This is a genomic window from Chryseobacterium proteolyticum (assembly GCF_046591535.1).
GTDB classification, from domain to species: domain Bacteria; phylum Bacteroidota; class Bacteroidia; order Flavobacteriales; family Weeksellaceae; genus Chryseobacterium; species Chryseobacterium proteolyticum.
This window is the reverse complement of the sequence record NZ_JBJLWK010000004.1, coordinates 1-23313: the sequence shown is the minus strand read 5'-3', so window position 1 is coordinate 23313 and position 23313 is coordinate 1. Positions and strand designations below refer to the sequence as shown.

At 35.6% G+C, this 23313-nt stretch carries 14 protein-coding genes and 1 rRNA gene; 7 read left to right on the top strand and 8 right to left on the bottom strand.

Features of this window, described 5'->3' with window-relative positions:
• Positions 1-17: 17 nt before the first annotated feature.
• The 6 genes from ACJ5H0_RS15785 to ACJ5H0_RS15760 all read right to left on the bottom strand — a co-directional run bounded on the left by ACJ5H0_RS15785 (position 18) and on the right by ACJ5H0_RS15760 (position 11173).
• The gene (locus ACJ5H0_RS15785) at positions 18-731 is read right to left on the bottom strand and encodes a 3-ketoacyl-ACP reductase (protein WP_411250396.1); all 714 of its coding nucleotides are present in this window, start codon (positions 729-731) and stop codon (positions 18-20) included.
• 143 nt (positions 732-874) lie between these two features.
• Positions 875-2458: a calcineurin-like phosphoesterase C-terminal domain-containing protein gene (locus ACJ5H0_RS15780; protein ID WP_411250394.1), complete on the bottom strand. Its 1584-nt coding sequence runs from the start codon at positions 2456-2458 to the stop codon at positions 875-877.
• 43 nt (positions 2459-2501) lie between these two features.
• Positions 2502-3953, bottom strand: a complete 1452-nt coding sequence (locus ACJ5H0_RS15775; RefSeq protein WP_411250392.1) for a SusD/RagB family nutrient-binding outer membrane lipoprotein — start codon at positions 3951-3953, stop codon at positions 2502-2504.
• A gap of 11 nt (positions 3954-3964) precedes the next feature.
• Positions 3965-6937, bottom strand: coding sequence for a SusC/RagA family TonB-linked outer membrane protein (locus ACJ5H0_RS15770; protein WP_411250390.1), 2973 nt, complete (start codon positions 6935-6937; stop codon positions 3965-3967).
• A 350-nt stretch (positions 6938-7287) separates the two neighbouring features.
• The gene (locus ACJ5H0_RS15765) at positions 7288-8034 is read right to left on the bottom strand and encodes a glycerophosphodiester phosphodiesterase (RefSeq protein WP_172276502.1); all 747 of its coding nucleotides are present in this window, start codon (positions 8032-8034) and stop codon (positions 7288-7290) included.
• Between the two features lie 64 nt (positions 8035-8098).
• Positions 8099-11173 (bottom strand): TonB-dependent receptor, encoded by a 3075-nt coding sequence (locus ACJ5H0_RS15760; protein ID WP_411250388.1) that lies wholly within the window; start codon positions 11171-11173, stop codon positions 8099-8101.
• A gap of 242 nt (positions 11174-11415) precedes the next feature.
• Here ACJ5H0_RS15760 and ligA point away from each other — a divergent pair, with 242 nt between their 5' ends.
• From ligA to ACJ5H0_RS15735, 5 genes are all read left to right on the top strand, one after another.
• On the top strand, positions 11416-13422 hold the full coding sequence (gene ligA / locus ACJ5H0_RS15755) for an NAD-dependent DNA ligase LigA (protein ID WP_411250386.1): 2007 nt from the start codon (positions 11416-11418) through the stop codon (positions 13420-13422).
• Positions 13423-13530: 108 nt separating this feature from the next.
• Complete coding sequence (locus tag ACJ5H0_RS15750) at positions 13531-15813, top strand: DUF7619 domain-containing protein (RefSeq protein WP_411250384.1); 2283 nt, start codon at positions 13531-13533, stop codon at positions 15811-15813.
• A 91-nt stretch (positions 15814-15904) separates the two neighbouring features.
• Positions 15905-16639 (top strand): hypothetical protein, encoded by a 735-nt coding sequence (locus ACJ5H0_RS15745; protein WP_411250382.1) that lies wholly within the window; start codon positions 15905-15907, stop codon positions 16637-16639.
• Positions 16640-16643: 4 nt separating this feature from the next.
• Positions 16644-18458 carry a DUF7619 domain-containing protein gene (locus ACJ5H0_RS15740; RefSeq protein ID WP_411250380.1) on the top strand — a complete coding sequence of 605 codons (1815 nt, stop codon included), beginning with the start codon at positions 16644-16646 and terminating at the stop codon, positions 18456-18458.
• Between the two features lie 114 nt (positions 18459-18572).
• Positions 18573-19220, top strand: a complete 648-nt coding sequence (locus ACJ5H0_RS15735) for an MgtC/SapB family protein (RefSeq protein WP_172284681.1) — start codon at positions 18573-18575, stop codon at positions 19218-19220.
• A 24-nt stretch (positions 19221-19244) separates the two neighbouring features.
• Here the strand turns inward: ACJ5H0_RS15735 and ACJ5H0_RS15730 are convergent, their stop codons facing one another.
• A complete protein-coding gene (locus ACJ5H0_RS15730; RefSeq protein ID WP_411250378.1) occupies positions 19245-19727 on the bottom strand; it encodes a copper resistance protein NlpE in 483 nt (160 codons plus the stop codon).
• A gap of 163 nt (positions 19728-19890) precedes the next feature.
• Between ACJ5H0_RS15730 and ACJ5H0_RS15725 the strand changes: the two genes are divergently transcribed.
• Together ACJ5H0_RS15725 and ACJ5H0_RS15720 are read left to right on the top strand one after the other, a co-directional pair.
• Entirely contained in the window at positions 19891-22029 is a 2139-nt protein-coding gene (locus ACJ5H0_RS15725; RefSeq protein ID WP_411250376.1) for a S46 family peptidase, read from the top strand.
• A gap of 175 nt (positions 22030-22204) precedes the next feature.
• Complete coding sequence (locus tag ACJ5H0_RS15720; protein ID WP_411250375.1) at positions 22205-22999, top strand: MBL fold metallo-hydrolase; 795 nt, start codon at positions 22205-22207, stop codon at positions 22997-22999.
• Between the two features lie 244 nt (positions 23000-23243).
• On the opposite strand, the gene rrf is transcribed toward ACJ5H0_RS15720, so the two are convergent.
• Positions 23244-23313 (bottom strand): 5S ribosomal RNA (gene rrf, locus ACJ5H0_RS23160); the annotation flags it as partial.

The following is a 23313-nucleotide window of genomic DNA, read 5'->3' as shown; positions in this document are numbered from 1 at the left end:
TTGCTAAAGATCTTTTCTTATGGATTTGTAGAGAAAATAGAACCGTTTGCAATTAATGCTCTTCTGTTCATTTTCAGGATATCTCTTACCCATTCTGCGAAATCTTCCGGCTGAAGAACTGTTTCAGGGTTTCCATCTGTTAATCCTCCCTGAATGCTCATATCGGAAGCAATAGTACTTGGCGTTAAGGTTACGACACGGATATTCTGCTTTCTCCATTCTGCCATCATGGATTGTGAAAGAGAAATAACGGCAGCTTTTGAAGCTGCGTAAGCTGACATATTTCCTCCTCCTTTTAAACCGGCCGTGGAAGCAACGTTTACGATATCTCCTTCTCCCTTTTCTTTCAGAAACGGATATACTGCTTTTGCCGCATAATACACCCCAAAAAGATTGGTTTTAATAACCTGTTCCCAGGTTTCAGAAGGCATTTCTTCGATCGTTCCAAAATCTCCGATTCCGGCATTATTGATTAAAATATCTACACCTCCAAGTTCTTTTACTAAAGATTCGATACCTGCTTTTACTGCTGATTCGTCATCAACACTGAAAATAGCATACGCCGCATTGACCCCAATATTTTTAATTTCGTCAACAGTCGCTTTTAAGTTGGCTTCATTTCTGCCTGTAATGGCAACATTTACTCCTTCATTCGCCAAAGCCAAAGCAACTGCTTTTCCTAAGCCTCTTCCACCACCTGTTACAATGGCATTTTTTCCTTTTATGTTCATAATAATACTTTTTCGTCATACAAATTTACGAAAGCATATTTTGTTTAAAGATGAATCATGTGAATGTTTTTCCACGATATTCTTTAAAATAAAACCGGCTTATAGAAGCCGGTTCTCAGAAAGTATAGTAAAAAAAGAATAAATTAAGGAATAAGCACGGGTTCTTTCACCTCGAATTCTTCAGAAGCTGAAAACTGGTTTCCATACATATCCATAGCTCTCACTTCCACCTTGTGCTTCCCTAGTTCTAATTTATTAGTAAATCCACCGATCCATATGTGTTTTGCCATTTCAGGATTTGAGGGTCTTCTTCCCGGAAAAAGATTCTGTGTGGTATCCCATTTGAATACGGACAAAGCAAAATTAGGATCGATCGTTTCGTCATACTCCATATCTTTCCATTCCGCATTATCTATCCTGTACTCCACTTTATCTTTTTTACTCCCCATAAAGAAGTTGGCAAGAATTTTAGCTGATGTTTTTGATGGATAAGGAATGACCTTCGGAACATACAACTTTATCTGATAGTCACCAGGTTTACCGGCTGTTTTGTATTTAACTTTATACTGGTTATCCGCAAAACTTATGAATGAATATCCTTTGGCTGTTCCGTCTCTCATCGTAGAAGTAGGCAATCCCATTTCATCAGGAGTTCCGGAATACCAGTCACCACAGGTTGTTCCTACATTATATTCATGAAGGTCTTTGGCTCCATTCCAACCTGCTTTTTTGCCATAAAAGATCTGCTGTTGGATATGAGTATGTGCTGATAAAAGAAGCGCGTTAGGAAAAGGGCTTAAAAAATCAAACAATTTCTGACGGTCCGCATTTCTGAAATTATCTTCATTAGTATGTTCCAACGGAATGTGGAAAGAGATCACAATCAGTTTGTTTTTATCCACCAGCTTCAGGTCATTTTCAATGAATTGCAGCTGATCATTTCGGAATCCTCCCCAATATCCTTTTCCGTCTCTCGGATCCGGATAAAGAATATCGTCTAAAATAATAAAATGTACATTCCCGTAATTAAAAGAATAATTGGCAGGTCCAAAATTAGCTTCAAAAGTTTCGTCTGAAAACTGATCTTCCTTTGCATCATAATTCATGTCATGATTTCCCATTACATTATACCATGGTAAACCAATCTCTTTCATAACATCAGCATACGGTTTCTGAAGGCTCAGATTATCTCCCACTAGATCTCCAAGACTGATTCCCAGAACCGCATTCTTTTTTGTGTTCTTTACTTCATTTACAATTCCTCTTTTGAAATAATCCAGTTCTTTCTCTGTGTAAGGCTGAGGATCTCCGAAAACCAGGATATCAAAGTTTTTATCCTCCTTTTGTCTGTACAATGCAAAGTTGAGCTCTTTTGGTAACTCCCCTGTCGGCAGCGTTCCTTTGTATTTAAAATCCGAAGGAGATCCTTTTGGTTTGTAATGATAGTAATATTGAGGTAAATTATTACTATTAACAGGTGTCATGTAACCCGATGGTTTGATCACAAAAATGGTTTGATTTTCACTAACCGGTAAGCTATATCTTCCATTTTTATCTGTTAAAACAACCTGGGCACCGTTAGATACCGCAACTCCCTCGATTCCTTTCTCACGGCTTTCTTTTTCTTGATTTTTATTCATGTCTTCGTACACGTAGCCGGATACGGAAGTTTGTGACCATGCTATTGCTGAAATCAGAAGGCATGGCATTAATAATTTAATATTCATAGGATGATTTATTTTTATTAAGATGTATTACTTCAGGTTTTTATTAGTTATTCCACCAGGTTTTAATATTGATATTATCTCCTCCCATCTGCTGAACAGCAGCCTGATAGTTTGCTGTATTTAAAACTTTTGGATTAGGTGGATACATCAACCTTTGGGGCAGATTTCCATTGTTAAGGAGACCCCCATTATTGGGAAGTACAGGAAAACCGGTTCTTCTCTTTTCAAACCATTGTTGCTGATCTACAAAGAACAATGCAATATATTTCTGAAGCATAATCCTGTCGATATTTCCATTATAAGCGACATTCGGATTCGCAAAATAATTTGCAGGTACAACAGCTCCCCATTGTTCTATTGCAGCCTTTACCCCATTTTCATAAAAGGTCTGGGCATTTCCCTGAATGATTCCTTTGTTTGCTAATTCCGAAAGGATGAACTGCAGTTCTGCATAAGGATAAATGAGAATATTCAGCGGAGCTTTTGCTAGATTTTGATTCATATTGGACGGTTGATAACTGAATATCGTTCCATAAGCATAACCTGATGGAGCACCTTTATACCCTATATTCTGCTGGCTGGCAATATCTTTAGCCTGGCCGAAAAACATAGCCAGACGTGGATCGTTATTCGCTTTAAGTGCTTCTACAAAAAATTCCGAAGCCGCTCTTCCTGTAGTAAAATCCTGAGGCCTTGCAATAGGAGGAAGAAGTGGTGATACTCCTGTTATATTGAGCTTTGCTGTCTCATTATTATTTTGAAAAAGAGGATATGTGGCAGGATCATTTACAATCTCCTGAATTCGCTGATGAACATTTACTTCTCCGTTTTTCTTCAGGATTCTTGTCAGCAACCTCAACGACAAAGAATTACAAAACTTCTTCCAGTTTATAATCCCATTGGCATCCGATTCTGCCTTATAGAAAAGATCATTCCCTGTAAGTGGCTTATTGGTAATAAAAAGTGCATTGGCTGCCTTCAGATCATCCAGCAATCGAATATAAATGTCTTTTTGTTTATCAAATTTAGGCTGTGATATCCCATCGTCTAATCTTGAAGCTTCAGTAAAGGGAATATCACCATAGGTATCTGTAAGATTGGAATAAATCCAGGCATTTAATACCATAGCAATAGCCTGATAATTCTGATCTTTTTCTACTATTGCTGCCTCTTTCAGGTCTTTTACCTGTTTCAGCCATTTATATGAGTTATTCCAGAATCCGGCTCCTGTATTTTCGGTAAGATAATACCGGCTCAACGAATTTCCTTCATTCGGAAAATCAAGTGACACCTGCATAATGTCAAACGTAAAATCATTGGCCCGCATGTAATTAACGGAAGCCATGTTATATTGAATAGGAACAAGTAATTTAGCCGCTACCGGATCACTTATCCTGCTTTCGTCAATATTTACTTCATCAAGACTTCTGCTGCAGGAAACAGGGATAAGACCTATTCCCGAAATTAATAATATGTTGAGTAATAATTTTTTCATGATTTTCAATTTTAAAATTTAACGTTAAGCTGAATTCCCACTGTTCTGGCCGTAGGTAGCTGTCCCATTTCTACTCCCGGTGTAATCTGACTGTCATTAAGAGTTGCAGCTTCAGGATCGAATAACGGGAACTTTGTCCACATCCAAAGATTTCTTCCAAATAATGCTATTGTAAGATCGGTCAGCTTAAGCTGCTCCGTTACACTTTTAGGAAAAGTATAAGATATTCTTGCATCCCTTAATTTGACAAAAGAGGTATCAAATGAGTTGGTTTCTACATTGGCTCTTCTGTAATAATCAGCGTAATAAGCCGAAACGGCGACACCTTTGGTGTTTGGTGAGTAAGATCCGTCAGGATTTTGTACCACTCCTTCTCCTACGATCAGACCATTCGGATTATCCCTTCCGATCAGGGTATGCGTTAATTTACCCTGTTCAGTCATTTTGTGATGCGACTGGGAATAGGCCATTCCTTTGTATTGTCCGTCAAAAGAAAAGCTGATGGTAAAATTCTTGTATCTGAACTCGTTTTGAAGACCGGCCCTCCATTTCGGATATGCATTTCCTATCTTTTTCATCTCAGTTGGCTTCGCTGTTAAGCCGTCACTTCCATATACAACCTGTCCGTCGGGTGAATACATCAGTCCATAGCCATACATATCTCCCAACGATCCACCAACTACTGCATTATAATACACCACTCCACCTACACTGCCTAAAGTATAAGGCTGTCCCTGAAATTCATCCGGAAGTGAAAGGATCTTATTTCTGTTCATTGACCAGTTCGCATTTACACTCCACGAGAAATTTTTATTTTTAACGGGAAAGGTATTTAAAGTCATTTCCAATCCCCTGTTTCGTACCTCCCCTGCGTTGATGGTTCTTTTACTATATCCTGTTTCATACAGAGCCGGGATATCAACGATCTGGTCCTTAGAATTGTTTTGGTATGCGGTAATGGAATAGCTGATCCTGTTTTTAATAATACTGAAATCCATTCCGGCTTCAATATTGGTAAGCATCTCAGGTCTCAGGTTAGGATTAGGAAATAAAGAGGGAGCCTCTACTGATCCGGAGAACACACTGTTGTTATAATATTTTATAAGTTTATAAGGGCTTGTGTCATTTCCAACCTTTGACCAGGAAGCCCTTAATTTCCAGTAATTGAACTGGTTTGAGCTAAGTTTGAATATGTCTGAAAGAATAAAAGAAAGCCCTGCTGAAGGATAAAAATAGGATCTGTTGTTTTTAGGAAGTGTGCTGCTCCAATCATTTCTTGCCGTAAGGTCAAGGAAGATCTTATTCTGATACCCCAAAGTCACCAAACCATAGGCACTATTGACCTGCTTATCGTTTGGAGTTGCAAATTTTGTAATGTTGGCAATGCCATTGGGCAGTGTATAAACTCCCGGCTTCAAAAGACCGTCGGCGAGATAATCATACATCGTGTATTCGGAATAACGGATATTTCCTCCTACTGATGCGCTGAAATCAAAATCTTTAAATGTATTTTTATAAGTAAATAATAAATCGTTATTAAGGTCCATCTGTTTAATATGCTGCTCCCTGTACATTCCCTGAAGATAGTTGGCAGAACTCCATGGCCTTTGCTGAGTACGTTCTTCATTGGTGAGCTCCATACCGGATCTGAACATGACCTCAAAGTTTTTGGCCAATTTATAGTTAAGGTTTATGTTTCCTGTGATAAAATTCTTATCCACCCCGTTTAACATTTCGTAGGCGATCATGTATGGATTATCAATATAGGAACTGAAGGGATGGATCTGATCCACCTGGTATTTATCTTTTTTCCATATTGGCCGATACCAGGCAAGATCTACATTCGGGTTCTGGAAAATCATGAAATAGGAAATCGATTGATTGCTGTAACCTGTCGCAGGCAGGTTATCACTTGTCATTTTATTATAGTTGAACTTAACTCCTATTTTTAATTTTTCATTGATCTTATGGTCAAAAGAAATCGCTGCATTAAATCTGTCGAAACCCGTATTAGGCATCATCCACTCATTTTTAAGATAGGTTAATGAGGACCTGAAAGAGGTATTTTCATTGGATGCCTCTACAGCAATATTGTTTGAAAATGTGCTACCTGTCTGCCAGAAGCCTTTGATATTGTCTTTGTATGGTCTCCATAATTGTCGTTCCGCACTCTGACCTTCCAATGTGGGATCATATTGAAAATAATATTGGCCTGCAAATTTCGGCCCGAATGCACTACTTGTACCACCCGTATTTACTCCATCCGGTGAAGCCCCATACGAATAGAAATAATTCCCTTTCGAGTCCTTTTGCATAGTCCCCTGACCATACTCATACTGATAGTCCGGCCATTTTAGCACTGTATCATAGCTTGAATAGGAATTTAAGGTAACCTGTATCTTTCCCTTTTTGGTTTTTCCGGATTTGGTTGTGATCATTACTGCACCTCCCGCACCTCTTGATCCGTATAAGGCTGCTGCGGTAGATCCCTTTAAAACTGTTATTGTTTCGATGTCATCAGGGTTGATGCTGTTGATTCCATTCCCGTAATCAATAGGTAAATCAGCTTTTGCTCCTGCTCCATAGGCTGAAAATCCGGTACCTGTGGTTGAATTGCTCAATGGAACACCATCCACTACGATAAGTGCATTATTCTGATCCATATTCATCGAGATATCACCTCTAAGTTTGATGAGTGAGCTTCCTAAAGGCCCCGCTCCCGCTGTTTGGATCTTCAAACCGGCAACTTTACCTTCAAGAGCCTGAGCCCAGTTATTATTCTGGGTTTTTAACAGCTCTTCAGATTTGATGGTTTCAGCAACATATCCTAAAGATTTATCGTGTCTTTTAATACCTAAAGCAGTCACAACCACTTCATCAATATTTTTAATGGTATCTTTCCTGGCTTTCTGTTGGGCTGTCAGGCTGGAACTAACTAATCCCAAAAATGATAAAAACAATAGTTTCTGTTTCTGTTTACGCATATCTTTTTGTTTGCGCAAAAGTAAAAGCTACTGGTGAAGATGGTTTTAATACTATTTTAACATTTATTAAAAAAATATTAAACACAATATGAACTCATTATCAACAAGGGTTTGTACTTTTCTGGTTAACAGTACATTAAAATGATGAATATTATTTAATGCGACATGCATAACTTATTTCATTATCTTTATTGTCTTTTTATGATACATTACTTTTACATCACAATAAAAATCTAGTAATCAAATACTTGATCAACAGAATCGTTCTCATCTGAATGTATATTATAAAAAAAGCAGCTTGCCATGGGCAAGCTGCTAAAAATATCTACGTTTAAATAAACTTTTAAGGCCTATTTACCTTTTAACTGATCAGGAATATTTGTTGTAATAAAACCGATTCCCTGGCTTTTTAATTTCTCGTAAACCGCAATATCATTCACAGTCCATGAATTGGTAATTAAACCCAATGCTTTAGCTTCGGAAATCCATGTCGGATTTTTGTCGAAAACACTGTAATGATAGTCCATCCCGTCCAAACCTTCATTTTTAATCTGTTCCGGAGACAATTCTCCATTAAGGTATTGAACTTTAAATTTCGGTTCTGCTTTTTTAATTTCTTTACAAATATTCAGGCTGAAAGAAATAAATTCACTCTGAGATTCCAGTTTCAGGTCCTTTATTGTTTTGATTGTTTTTTGAACCAGCTCATCTTCCTTTTCTTTTGTCTTATCGGGCTTAATTTCAACGATCAGCTTAAGAGACTTATCTTTCTTTCCCTGTTTCAGATAATCTTTAAGGGTCGGGAAGTTTTCACCGTTTGAGAGCTTCACTTTTTCCAACTCTTTGAAGTCTGTTTCGGAAATTTCCATTTTTCCATGGTGCTCATCATGGTTAACGACCAGGACTCCATCCTTTGTCATTCTCACATCGAATTCAGCTCCATAAATCTTAAGCTTTTGGGCATTCTCCAACGATTTTAATGAATTTTCGGTGGTTGGAGGTTGTGTTTGCCAATAACCTCTGTGTGCGATAATCTGGGTTTGTGCCTTCATTGCAACTGTACTTAAAACTGCTAACCCTAAGATAAAATTTTTCATAATATAATCAGATAATTAAAAATGTCAAAGTCCGGGACTTTGACATAAAGGTAGTATTAAAATTTTAGAAAGTATATTTCGCTCCTAACTGAATCTGGTAAGGATTACCTGATAAAGGTTCTAATCCGCTGGTATTCAGTTTGTATTGATATTGTTGTGTTGCTGCATCAAATCCTGTAATTCTATACAATGCTGTATTTCCATAGGATTTATTAACTCCCCACTCTTTATTAAGAAGATTGGCAACATTAAAAATATCAACTGAAAGTTCAAATCCACCAATTTTTTCAAACTTGATCTTCTTAGCAATACGGATATCCCATACTCCATAGAAACCGTTCTTACCTCCATTACGTTCAGCAATTTTGTTATTGTAATCGCTGATATAGTTTTTCAATGCTTTACCTACTTCAGGGTTATCAATTAAAGTCTGTGTAAGATTCGGGAATATGTATGCCAGATCGTTCGTATCAACAAAATCTCCGTTCGTATTTCCTCCGGAAGTCACTGAGAATCTAGTTCCTCCTATCCCTGAATATCGTATACCTACGGTAAATCCAAAGAAGGTGGGTGAATTCCCATACAATACCACTTTATTACGGAACTGATTATCGGAATATGTCATTCTCAGATTTCTCGGGTCACTTTCAACCATTGTGGATAAAGTTGCAGAATTGGCAACATTTCCATTATATGAGGTATTATCCTTGATATCAGACCATGTGTAGCTTGCAGTAATTTCTCCATCTTTGTAATAACGGTAACTTGTATCAAATACAAACGAAAACTGATTTACTTTCCCGTCGCTTACAAGTTCAAGTACCCTTCCGAAATTATTATTAATTCTGCCTGCTTTCCAATCAACAGTTCCATTGGCATTTACTGTATTCAAAGGAACAAAAACACCTCTTCCCCCTTCATTATTTAGTGTAAAATAAGGATTGGCTACCATGTTTCTGTCATAATAGAAATAATTGTTTCTTCCTAAGGCAGCATAAGCAGCAACACCCGCTCTGAATCTTTCATTAAAGAAGTGAGTATAGGAGATATTCGCCTTATAAACGATTGGAATTTTAGCATCCTTACCTGTGTAATTAATGGTAGGAATCTGATATTGCGATAAAGTAGGAACAGTTCCGTAATCATCCCTATAGCTGGTGAAGTTCGGGACAGGAACATCTTTACCAGTCACATCTACCGTTGCCAAGTGTCTTCCGTCAAATACAAGGTTGTTGATCACCATATAATTGTTGATATCCGAAGAGAAGATTCCTGCACCAAATTTCAAGAAGTTTTTACTTTCTTCATTGATATTCCAGTCAAATTGAAATCTGGGTTGAATAACGAATGATTTAATACGGTTATCGGTTCTGATTCCCATTTGATCATATAGCTTTTGATTAAGCTCGGCTTTCGGATATCCACCATAATCCAGCCTTAAACCAGCCATTAAGTCAAGTCCTTTAGCAATTTTTGTTTGAATCTGACCATATACGCCAACATTCCAAATGTTCGATTTTACAGAAGGATCATCCATTAAAGGAACCTCTCTGTAAAACCTGTAAGGCGTAAGGTTATTAAAATTATCAATTCCTAAGAATTGAAACCTTCCGTTCACCTCGCTACCATAAATAGATTTTGATTTTGTGTACATCAGGTCGATACCTGCTGTATATTTAATCTTATCTGTATTATAGTATAAATTGTCTACGATCTGGAATACATTATTTCTAAAGCTTTCCTGTCCGAAACGGTGTCCGCCGATCTGGATATTGGTTGTAAGGTCCTTTCCATCAATGGTAGACGGTACACGTTCTACAATTGCCCTTGGAACAGCATGCCCCAGCTGATTGTTCTGATAACTGTTCTGGTAAGTATATAAATATTGTGCTTTTAATTCGTTGGTGAGATTTGATTTCAGATTTGATCTTAATGTTAATAATAAGCTATTATCAAGGTTTTTGTCATTTCCATAAGATTCAAAAAAATTGATGGCCGTGTTATCTGCTAGTCCGTTTTTATTAAAATCATAAGTAAAATTATTTCTTAAGGTTAATAAGTTTTTAGGGTTGATCTGCCAGTCTAAACGCAAGAATCCGGCATCAGAATTCCTTACTTTATCAAAGCTTCCGAATTGCGGAGTATTTCCGACACCATATTTAGCTCTCCCAATATTTAAAACCTGATTAAGTGTTTCATTGGTTACATTAAACCTTAAAGCATCATCTTTAGTTCTTACATCTGCAATGATCAAAGGCCTGGAATCCAATTGATGATCCCATGCGGCAAAGAAATGCAACTTATTTTTAATAATCGGACCTCCTAAAGATACCCCGAACTGTGAGGTTGAAAAGTCGTTCACCCTTTCATTTCCCCTGATATCATATTTGCTGGATAACCATCCTGTTCTCAGATATTCCCAGGCACTTCCCGTAAAGGTATTGGTTCCTGATTTCGTTACAGCACTCACTGTACCTCCACCACTTCTTCCCAATGTAACATCATACTGGTTGGTCGTAATTTTAAATTCACGTACTGCTTCAATTGAAATGGAATAAGGTGCGCCACTTCGGCTTGTTGTAGATCCTGCAGAAGTTGGATTCTTGGCAGTCATTCCATCGATGGTAAAGTTGGTTGAAGATCCTAATTGTCCTGATAAATTCCCTCCCTTTCCACTTAACGGAGACAATTCTGTAAGATTGGTAAAGTTTCTTCCATTAACTGGCAATATTCCCATGTTTTTAGCAGAAATAGCTGTTGCCGCACCAAGATTTCCGATCTTATTTTTAAGGTTTCCCGTTACAACTACGGTTTCAATTACCTTTTCATGATCCCCAAGATTAACATCTACGGTAACCTGATCTCCAAAATTGACATTGTAGCCCTCTCTTTTTTCATCGTTTACAATAACCGTATAAGGACCACCAAGAGGAATTTCTTTAAAAATATACTCTCCTTTTGAATTGGTTTCAGTTTCTGTTCTAAAACCTGTAGACTCATTAACGATGGTTACCTTTACTTTTTCCTGGGCTTTAGTCCCGGTGATTTTTCCGGTAATGGATGCCTGTGTGGTCTGTGCATAAGCCATTGTACCAAAGCTCAAAAACAATAATCCCAATACAATCTTTACTTTTCTCATCTTTTCAAATTAGCTGGGGCAAAGGTATTGGGTCTGTACAAGCTTGCTATTTAAGGAAATTTTAACATTTCTTTAATTAAATTAGAACGATATGTTAAGCTATTACTAACAAATAAAATAAATAAATGGCAATCAACAACTTATCATGTATTACAAATTTTTAATGTATCCATATTATTTAATTATGTTATTTTCTTAATGATATTAGTTTTAGCTATTTTTGCTTAAAAGAAAAAATAGCAATGTCCGAAAACATTCAACAAAAGATAGAACAGCTTCGTAAAGAACTTCATCAGCATAATGAAAATTATTATTTACTGGATGAACCTACCATTTCAGATTTTGAGTTTGACCAATTATTAAAGGAACTTCAGGATCTCGAAGCAAAGCACCCGGAATTTTATGATGCCAACTCTCCCAGTGTACGTGTTGGAGGTGGGATCACTAAAGTCTTTCCTACTATTCAGCATCAGTTCAGAATGTATTCCCTGGATAATTCCTATGATTTTGATGATCTTGAAGACTGGGAAAAGCGAATTATTAAAACGATTACCGGCCCCGTGGAATTTGTTGCAGAATTAAAATATGATGGTGCTTCTATTTCTATTTTGTATGAAAATGGTAAACTGATACAGGGAGTTACTCGTGGAGACGGTTTCCAAGGAGATGAGATCACTGCTAACGTACGTACTATTTCAGATATTCCTTTGACATTGAAAGGAGATTTTCCGTATCGTTTTTTCATGCGTGGGGAAATATATCTGACGAGAAAAAATTTCGATAAAATCAATAAACTAAGAGAGGAAGAAGGATTAGATCCTTTTATGAATCCACGAAATACGGCAAGCGGAAGTTTGAAAATGCAGGATAGTGGTGAGGTAAGAAAACGCGGGCTTTCTTCTGTATTGTATCAGTTTATTTCCGAGGAAATTCCGGCAGAAACGCATTGGGAATTGCTTCAAAAAGCTCAGACCTGGGGTTTCAAAACTTCCCAGCAGGCAAAACTTTGTAAAACTTTAGATGAAGTAAAAGATTTCATTACTTTCTGGGATACAGAACGACATAATCTTCCTTTTGAAATTGATGGAATTGTACTAAAAGTAAATTCTTTACAACAGCAGAGACAGCTTGGATATACTGCAAAATCACCTCGCTGGGCAATGGCCTATAAATTTAAAGCTGAAAAAGTAGAAACGGAATTACAAAGTGTATCCTATCAGGTCGGAAGAACAGGAGCCATTACTCCGGTAGCTAATCTGAAACCTGTTCTATTGGCAGGAACCACTGTTAAGAGGGCATCTCTTCATAATGAAGATATCATTAAAAAGCTGGATCTGCATGAACACGATTTTGTTTATGTAGAAAAAGGAGGTGAAATTATACCTAAAATTGTGGGCGTCAACAAAGACAAAAGAACAGAAAAAAGCAAGGAGATCGAATACATTAAACATTGCCCTGAATGCGGAACCGAACTTATAAAAGTGGAAGATCAGGCGATTCATTTCTGTCCGAATGAACTTCACTGCCCTCCGCAGGTAGTAGGAAGAATGATTCATTATGTTTCAAGAAAGGCTTTAAACATAGAAAATTTAGGGAGCGAAACCATTGAACAACTGTACCGGGAAAAATTAATTGAAAATCCGGCAGACTTTTACACTTTAACCAAAGAGCAATTACTTCCGCTGGAAAGAATGGCTGAAAAGTCGGCACAAAATATTATCTCAGGAATTGAAAAATCTAAGGAAATTCCTTTTGAGAAAGTATTATATGGAATCGGTATCAAACATGTAGGAGAAACAGTTGCCAAGAAACTGGTTAAAAACTTCCCTACTATTGATGACCTGAAAAATGCAACTGCCGAAGAATTGTGTCAGGTGGAAGATATAGGAGGTAAAATTGCATATAGTATTGAAGCGTTCTTCAATAATCCGGAAAATATTTTAATGATTGAACGCTTAAAAACCTATGGTGTTCAGCTTGAAAAAGGAGAAAATACCAATGAAGTTTTATCCCATGTTCTTGATGGAAAAACATTCCTGTTCACCGGAAAACTGTCTCTGTTCACAAGAGAATCTGCAGAGGATATGGTGGAAAAACATGGTGGAAAAAATATTTCCGCGGTTTCTAAAAACCTTAATTATCTTGTTGTGGGCGAAAAAGCCGGCATTAAATTGAAAAAAGCTCAGGATATCGGGACTATTGAGATCCTTGATGAACAACAATTTTTAGATTTGATAGAAAATCAATAAAAAAAAACAGACATTTTAACAATAATTAAATAATAAGCCATTGATATATACTATTGATGGCTTATTTTTGCTTTTTAAAATAAAAAAATAACTACTAACTAGTAATACATGAAAAAAATCTACTTAATCATTTCTCTGATTATATTTGCTATGTTTCAGGCACAGATTGTGAATATTCCAGATGCTAATTTTAAAGCCAAACTTCTGTCAGCAAACACAACAAACGGGATCGCATACAACAATAACCACCAAAAAATTGTAATTGATACAAACGGAGATAGTGAAATTCAGGTTTCAGAAGCATTGAATGTATCAGAACTTTTTATTCCCGGTCAAACAGGTAATATGATTGCTGATCTTACAGGTATCAATCAGTTTACCAATCTTACGGCTTTAAGTGCTTTTAATAATGCTTTGACTAATCTTCAAATAACAGGATTATCCAACCTTACACTTATACATGTAGCCAACAACAATCTTACTAACGTTTCTTTTGATAATTTGAACAGTCTGCAGACTTTATCTATCGCTAACAATCAACTTTCTGGTTTCTCAATTACTAACTCCACCAATCTACAAAGTCTCTCATGTAGTGGAAATCAATTAGTATCGGTAGATATTTCCAATTTCCCAAATCTGGTCACTTTAGAATGTAATAATAATTTAATTACAACATTAATTTTAAATAACAATAATAATTTGACAAACATTGTTGCTTCACATAATAAGCTTGTAACCATTCCGTTTGGGGAGGCTCCTAATGTGGCAAATTTATATATTGATTATAATCTTTTTACTACTATTGATGTGGGACAACTTACACAGCTTGGTAATTTTAATTTTTCTAATAATCCCAATCTCGTAAGCTTTAATATTAAGAACGGAAAAAATAACTATACTCAAGGAGCAACTCCATATTTTTCAAACACACCAAGTTTAAGTTATATATGCGTTGATGATATCGAGTTGGGAGCGATAAATGCACTGGTCAATTATTACAATCAGCCTAATGTTGTATTAAACTCATATTGTTCTTTTGCTCCCGGAGGAAATTCTTATACCATACAGGGAAGCACGAAATATGATTCCAATAATAATGGTTGTGATATCAATGATCCTATAAAAGCGTTTCAAAAATTCTCAATAACAAATCCTTATAATGCCGGTAATATGATAGCAAATGCTTCAGGAAATTATTCAATTCCAGTTCAAGCCGGCAATTATACCATTACACCTGTATTAGAAAACCCTACTTATTTTAATATTTCACCAACAAATGTAACTGCAAATTTCCCTACACAAACAAGTCCCCTTACTCAAAATTTTTGCATGTCCGCCAATGGAACACATAACGATCTAGAAATTATCATTATTCCTGTGACTGCTGCTGTACCAGGTTTTGATACAAAATATAAAGTTTTTTTCAAAAATAAAGGTAACACATCACAATCGGGAACTTTGGTTTATAATTTTGATGACAATCTAATGAATTATCTAAACTCCACGATTGCTCCAAACACTCAGTCAACCGGAATATTATCCTGGAATTTTACCAATATTTTACCCTTCGAGACTAAAGAAATTACATTAACCTTTACATTAAACACACCAACACAAACACCACCCTTAAATGGCGGAGATCTATTGCACTACACAGCACAGATTAATGGAGGTACAGATGATACACCAACAGATAATATATTTACTTTAAATCAACCTGTAGTTAATTCTTTTGATCCCAATGACAAAACATGCCTTGAAGGAACCTCAATTGCACAAGCAAAAGTTGGAGATTACGTTCATTACCTAATCAGATTTGAGAATACAGGAACGGCCCATGCTCAAAATATCGTAGTAAAGGATGAGATCGATACTTCAAAATATGACATATCCAGCTTAGTTGCTCTTAATGGGAGCCATAATTTTGTAACGAGAATCAATGGAAATGTAGTCGAATTTATTTTTGAAAACATTCAGCTTCCTTTTGATAATGCGAATAATGACGGATATCTTTCATTTAAAATCAAAACAAAATCTAATTTGGTTATCGGAGATAGTTTCAGTAATACAGCCAAGATCTATTTTGATTATAATGCGCCTATCATTACGAATACTGCTACAACTTCTGTTCAGAATACCTTAGGAACATCCGAAATTACTAATGATAAAGACCAGTTCAGTATCTATCCGAATCCGGTAAAAGATATTGTATTCATAAAGTCAAAAGAGAAGATTGTAAAGGCAGAAATTTATGATACAGCAGGAAGGATTTTAAATTCAATAAGCGTAAGCAATAATTCTGTCAACACCTCTGAACTTGCTAAAGGAAGCTATATGATCAGATTGTTTACAAAAGATCAGGTTATGGTACAGAAATTCATAAAAAATTAATTTCAATTAAGTATATTTTTTAGATACCATTAAATAGCAATTAAGCAATGCTAAAATAACTCACATAAAAAATGATAAACCAATAAAATTTATGAAAAAACTTTACCTCATTCTTTTCGTAAGTATTCTGCCTATATTTAAAGCACAAATCTTAAATATTCCAGATCCGAACTTTAAATCTTATTTATTATCTGCAAATAATACAAATTATATCGCTCTCGATATTAACCACAATCCTGTTGCTATAGATCTTAACGGCGACAACGAAATTCAGGCTAGCGAAGCAAGTTTAATAAAAACTCTTGATATTAATGGAACAACGAGTACAGTGGGATCGCAAATCGGCGATATTACAGGTATTAAAAGCTTCACAAATCTTACGAAACTCTCTGTACAATTTATACCGAACAATAACTTCACCTCTTTTGATGTTAGCGGGATGACTTCCCTTACAGAATTATTTGCTGCTGGTTATTATCTTTCAGCGTTTAATGTAGATAATTGTACCGGTCTTAAGAAATTGAATATTCAAGGTGGAAATTTCCAGACACTTACTTTAAATATTCCCTCTTTAACACATTTGTCTATTTCAGAGTATTTAAATTATTTAAATTTTCAAGGTTGCCCAAATATCAAAGTCCTAAATTTAGAACGAGTATTGCTAAGTAATATTAATCTAAGCGGTATAAATAATTTAGAAGAAGTTACGATTTCAAGTTATGGTTATTCATGGTTAAATAATACTATAAATATTAGTGGCTGTAATGATTTAAAAAAAAATCTCCCTTTTTGGCCCGGACATACAATCTTTATCTGTTTCCAATAACCCATTGCTCACAGAAATTACCTCCAATTATAGCACTACAGTTCCTAATGTAACAATATCTAACAACCCACTACTAAAAAGTATTTCACTGGTTGATAATGAAATTACAAACCTGACAGTAACCGGATCCCCATTGCTCGAAATTTTTGATGTTGATGAAAATGCTCTTAACAGTATTGATTTAACAGGTTTTCCTATTCTTACAACTGTAAAGTGTTCAGAGAACCAACTCACACTATTAGATTTGAGTTCTAATCCTTTACTTTCTTACTTAGATTGTTCGGATAACAATATAAAGATTTTAAATTTTAAAAATGGAGGACAAGGTGTTCCATATAATTTCAATATTGATGATAATTCAGAATTACAATATGTATGTTGTGATTTACAGCATACCAATGCTGTTTTATCCTACTTGAATATGTATGGTTATACTAATGTTAATGTTAATTCTTATTGTTCTTTTACTCCTGGTGGAACTTTTTACACCATAAATGGAGACACAAAATACGATTCCAACAATAATGGCTGTGATATTTCGGATCCAGGAAAAGCATTTCAAAATTTCTTGGTTACAAGTGGGTCTTCCACTGCTAATTTTATTGCAAATTCGGCAGGTGTCCATTTCATACCGTTACAAGCTGGAACTCACACTATTAGTCCTATACTCGAAAATCCTACTTACTTTAATGTCTCGCCAGCAAATTTAATAACCACCTTTCCTACTCAAGCAAGCCCATTTACACAAAACTTTTGTTTAACGGCTAATGGAATACATAATGATTTGGAAATTATGATTATTCCAATTGAATCAGCAAGACCTGGATTTGATACAAAATATAAAATTGTTTACAGAAATAAAGGAACTTCCGCACAATCAGGAACCTTAGCTTATAATTTCAATGACAATCTAATGAATTATCTAAGCTCCACGATTGCTCCTAATTCACAGTCAACTGGAATCTTATCCTGGAATTTCAACAATATCTTACCTTTTGAGACTAAAGAAATTACAGTAACCTTTAAATTGAATACTCCTACACAGACTCCTCCTTTAAACGGTGGTGATGTACTGCATTACACAGCACAAATCAACGGAGCTACAGATGATACTCCTTCAGATAATACATTTACATTAAACCAAATCGTTGTCAACTCTTTTGATCCTAATGATAAAACCTGTCTGGAAGGCTCTTCTATCACTCAGGCACAAGTCGGAGATTATGTTCATTATTTGATGAGATTTGAGAATACAGGAACGGCCAATGCTCAAAACATTGTCGTAAAGGATGAGATCGATACTTCAAAATATGATATATCCAGCTTAGTTGCACTGAATGGTAGCCATAATTTTGTAACGAGAATCAATGGAAATGTAGTCGAATTTATTTTTGAAAACATTCAGCTTCCTTTTGATAATGCGAATAATGACGGATATGTTTCATTTAAAATTAAGACAAAATCCACTTTAAATATTGGTGATAGTTTCAGTAATACTGCCAAGATCTATTTTGATTATAACGCACCTATCATTACGAATACTGCTACAACTTCTGTTCAGAATACCTTAGGAACATCCGAAATTACTAATGATAAAGACCAGTTCAGTATCTATCCGAATCCGGTAAAAGATGTTTTATTCATTAAGTCAAAAGAGAAAGTTGTAAAGGCAGAAATCTATGATACAGCAGGGAGGATTTTAAATTCAATAAGCGTAAGCAATAATTCTGTCAATATCTCTGAACTTGCTAAAGGAAGCTATATGATCAGATTGTTTACAAAAGATCAGGTTATGGTACAGAAATTCATAAAAAATTAAATCACTTTACATCAATAAACGAAAGACTGCCTTAAGAAGCAGTCTTTTTTTATATGCTTGAACGATCACGTAAGAATTTATTGTATTTTTATTCAAGGTTTTAATTATACACCCATGGATTTTCTACAAGATCACTATTCCATTCAAAATGAACTGATACTGATATTTATTTCAGTTATGCTCGGGCTTTTTATCGGTGCTGAACGTGAATATAGAAATAAGTCTGCAGGACTCCGTACGTTTATTCTGGTATGTTTCGGATCTTGTCTTTTCACCATATTATCAATCAAAATAGGAGTTCAGAATCCGGATCGTCTGGCAGCCAATATTATTACCGGTATAGGTTTCTTGGGAGCAGGAGTTATTTTCAAAGGAGATAATAAAATCGATGGAATTACAACGGCAACAACCATCTGGGCAACTGCTTCAATAGGAATGGCTGTCGGTTCAGGATATGTATACTTTTCGTTGCTGGGCACTACATTGGTTCTTCTTGTCTTGAGCTCGTTAAGTTATTTGCAGAATTTTATCGACAATAATCATAAAATCAGGGAATATAAAATATCTATCTCCGCTTCTGATCACATCAGTCATTGTGAGGAATTATTCAGGAATAATCATTTAAAATTTCTTATCATGAGACAGCAATATTCCAAAGACAGTTTAATTACGACCTGGAGACTTACGGGGAATACCCGGCAACACGAGCTTTTGATTAAGCAAATGATGAATGACCCTAAAATTATGTCCTATCAATTTTAAAATAAAAAATAAAGGCAGCAGCCTTTATTTTTTCTTGAAAACATACAGATCTTTATTGGGACCGGTAATTTCCTTTCCATTCAAATCAAGCTGAGTAAGATGGTTTTCACCGACCTTGTATTTGTAATTAGCGGATTTTCCTTTTAAAGTCACAATACTGCCCGTTTTATCCCACTCCAAGGTTCCTTTATCTTCATTCTTTGATTTTCTGTCGATATATTCTTCTGTAATATGGAACGTATTATCCTTATTCAATGTGAGAGAAGTTTTGATCCCCGGGCAATCTGCACATGGAACCACAGCCTCATAAGTTCCGTTCCAATCCAATGAATTCTGAGAGTTATGCCCATCAATCAAAGAGTTGCCAGCCACTGAATCCAATGGTTTTTGGATCGAAGCTGAATCTGTTTCCGGGGCAGAAAATATTTCTCTTTGTTTTTCTTTGGGTGAACATGAAGCCAGTAATATGGCCAGTACAGTTCCGGATAAAAAAGTTTTGTTTTCCATAAAAAATATTATTTGTTTCTGGTCATTAAATAACGGGATCCATCCCATTATATTTTTTAATACAAAATATTAAATGCCATTATCTATGAATCTACCTCGTTTTCAGGATGACTTGTAACTTATAATCCTAATTTTCTTCGTAAATTGGACAAAATTTTTGATTATGATAAAAAAGATACTTTTATCTGCATTTCTTTTGCCTGCCGCAATGGCTTTTGCCCAACAATATGGGGGAATGTGGATTCCAACGGAGCTGAATGAAAAGGAAATGAAAGACCTGGGAATGAAAATCTCTGCAAAAGACATCTTCAATCCTCAAAAGGCCAGTATTAAGGATGCCGTTGTTCAATTTAACGGTGGCTGTACAGCAGAAATTATTTCTCCAAAAGGACTTTTATTAACCAATCATCACTGTGGCTTTGGACAAATTCAGGCACATTCTACAGTACAAAATGATCTTCTTTCCAATGGATTCTGGGCAACGAATATGAGCACCGAGCTTCCTAATCCCGGATTAAAAGTAGATTTTATTGTAGATATCAAAGAAGTAACCAATCAAATTCTGGAGGGTACGGATCATCTTTCCGAACCTGATCTTTCGAAAAAAATCAACAACAATATTGAGATATACAAGAATTCTCAAAAAATAGAAAATTATCAGTCTATCACGGTAAAGCCTATGTATTATGGAAATAAATACTATGCTTATACAATAGAAACTTATAAAGACATCCGTTTGGTAGGAGCACCGCCACAAAGTATAGGGAAATTCGGAAGTGATACGGATAACTGGGTATGGCCAAGGCATACGGGAGATTTCTCCATGTTCAGAATTTATGCAGATAAAAACAATAAGCCTGCAGAATATTCCAAAGATAATGTTCCTTATGTACCTAAACATTTTCTACCTGTTTCCATCAAGGATAAGAATGAAAATGATTTCACATTTGTATTTGGCTTTCCTGGAAAAACCACTGAGTATCTTCCATCAATTGCAGTTGAAAAAATCATGAATGAGATTGATCCTGCAAAAATTGCAGTCCGCGATGTCGCTTTAAAGACTTTGGATGAAAAAATGCGTGTGGACAATGCAACACGTATTAAATATGCTTCTAAATATGCTTCAGTGGCAAATTACTGGAAAAAATGGATTGGAGAAGTAGAAGGCCTGAAAAAGTCTAATGCTGTAGAAAAGAAAGTAATGTACGAAGGATCTCTGGTAGCTAAAAATCCGGAAATCAAAACAACATTAGACCAGCTGAATAAGCTATACACTGAGCAGGCTCCTTATGCTTTAAATAATGCATATTATTCTGAGTTAATTAAAAATGCTGAGACATTAGCATTAGCTAATATGTATTCCAACTATATCTTATCCGTAGAAGCAGGAAGAATGGATGAGAAGGAGATTACAGCATTTAAAAATAAGCTGACTTCTTTCTATAAAGATTACAGTCCGGAGCTTGATGCAAAAGTAACTGCAAAGCTCCTTGCCCTGTATGCCAACAAAACAAACGCTCAGTTTTTACCAGAGGGATTTGATAAATTTAAAAACGAAGCACAGAACATTCAGAATATCGAAGAGATTTCTAAAAACTCTATCATTACCGGCAGAACAGCTGTAAATGGAGCTTCTTTAAGTGCAGATATTGACAAGGCATTTTCTAATCAGGATAAACTGGTAAGAACATTAAAAAAAGACCCTGTTTATCAATTATTTTCAAATATCAAAGACACTTATTCAAAAACAGCTGATCCTCAGTATACCTCAATCCAGACAAAAATTGATGCGCTGCAGAAAAAATTCATGCAACAACAAATGTCGACCGATAAAGACAGAAAATTCTTCCCTGATGCCAACTCCACACTTCGTGTGACTTACGGTAAAGTAAAAGGTTCAAATCCGAGAGATGCTGTTTCTTATGGTTATCAAACTCATTTGGAAGGAGTTATAGAAAAATACATTCCGGGAGATTATGAATTTGATGTTCCTAAAAAGTTAATCGATCTTTACAATAAAAAAGATTTTGGAAATTATAAAGATAAGGGAGGTGATGTTCCTGTAGGATTTACGGCAACCAATCATACCACAGGAGGAAACTCAGGAAGTCCGGCTCTAGATGCTTACGGAAATCTAGTAGGATTAAATTTCGACAGACAATGGGAAGGAACTATGAGTGATATTAATTATGACCCCCGTTTTAGCAGAAACATCATGGTTGACACCAAGTACATTCTATTCATCATTGAAAAATTTGCCGATTCCAAGTGGCTGATTGATGAAATGAAAGTTATCAAATAATTCTTATCCATAATAAGATGTTTTAAACCCTATCTAAAGTTAGATAGGGTTTTTAATTGAAAAGATAATCTTTCCTTATCCAGGAGCAGTTAAGCGCAATTTAAGGATAGGTAAAATCTATATAAAATAACATACCGATCACTGAACAGTATGTATTTTTAATAAAAACTTTTTTATGAATGATAACCATCTTAAAATGTGTACGGAATGTGGTATACAATATCCGGAAAGCTATCAGGGCAATCTTTGCCTAATTTGTAATGACGAAAGACAATCAGTCCCTCAAAGCGGACAATCGTGGACTACCCATGAAAAGCTTCTGGAAAAGCATAGCATAAAAATTAAAAAACTGAATAATAACCTTTACGAACTGGTTGTTAATCCAAGGTTTTCTATTGGACAGCGGGCCTTGCTGGTACTTTCTAAAAACGGAAATATATTATGGGATTGCATTCCCCTTCTTGATGAGTCAGCTATTGCATTTATTAATTCTAAAGGAGGCTTAAAAGCTATTGCTTTCTCTCATCCGCACTATTATTCCAATATGAAAATGTGGGCAGATACCTTTAATTCTAAAATTTATATTCATGAAAACGATAAAGAATGGGTTGTAAATGGAGGTGATTTTGTAGAATACTGGACCGGTCATCAGCTTAATCTATGGGATCAATTAAAGCTTCACAATATTGGTGGCCATTTTGAGGGAAGTTCTGTCATAGAAATACCATGGATGAGCGAAAACGGAACGCTTTTAATTGGGGATACCATGTATCTTTCCCCATCTATGAATCATTTTGCCACAATGAGAAGCTATCCCAACAGAATTCCTCTTCCTTTGAATGAAATTAAAAGAATCGAAAAACGTTTTGAAGAAATAAACTACGATACCATCTACGGCTTTTATTCTTATCAGAATGTAGAAAAGAATGCCAGAGAAATTGTAGAGAAGTCATTTAGCAGATACCAGTGAGGAGTGAAGAATTATGAATGATAAATAATAAATGATGATTGATAATGAGCCCTATTAATTTGTCTGTTAATCAATAATGATTGATAGTTGATGATTGATGGTTGATGGATGATCTTTTATCATTTATAATTCATCAATGATCATTTATCATTTATTCCTATGGTATGGTAGGTATAGATGTGTATAGGTATAGTTATAAAACAAAAAAGTCTCATACAAATTCATGTATGAGACTTTTAATAAAAACTGGCGGCGACCTACTCTCCCGCTTGTCGCAGTACCATCGGCGCTGGTGGGCTTAACTTCTGTGTTCG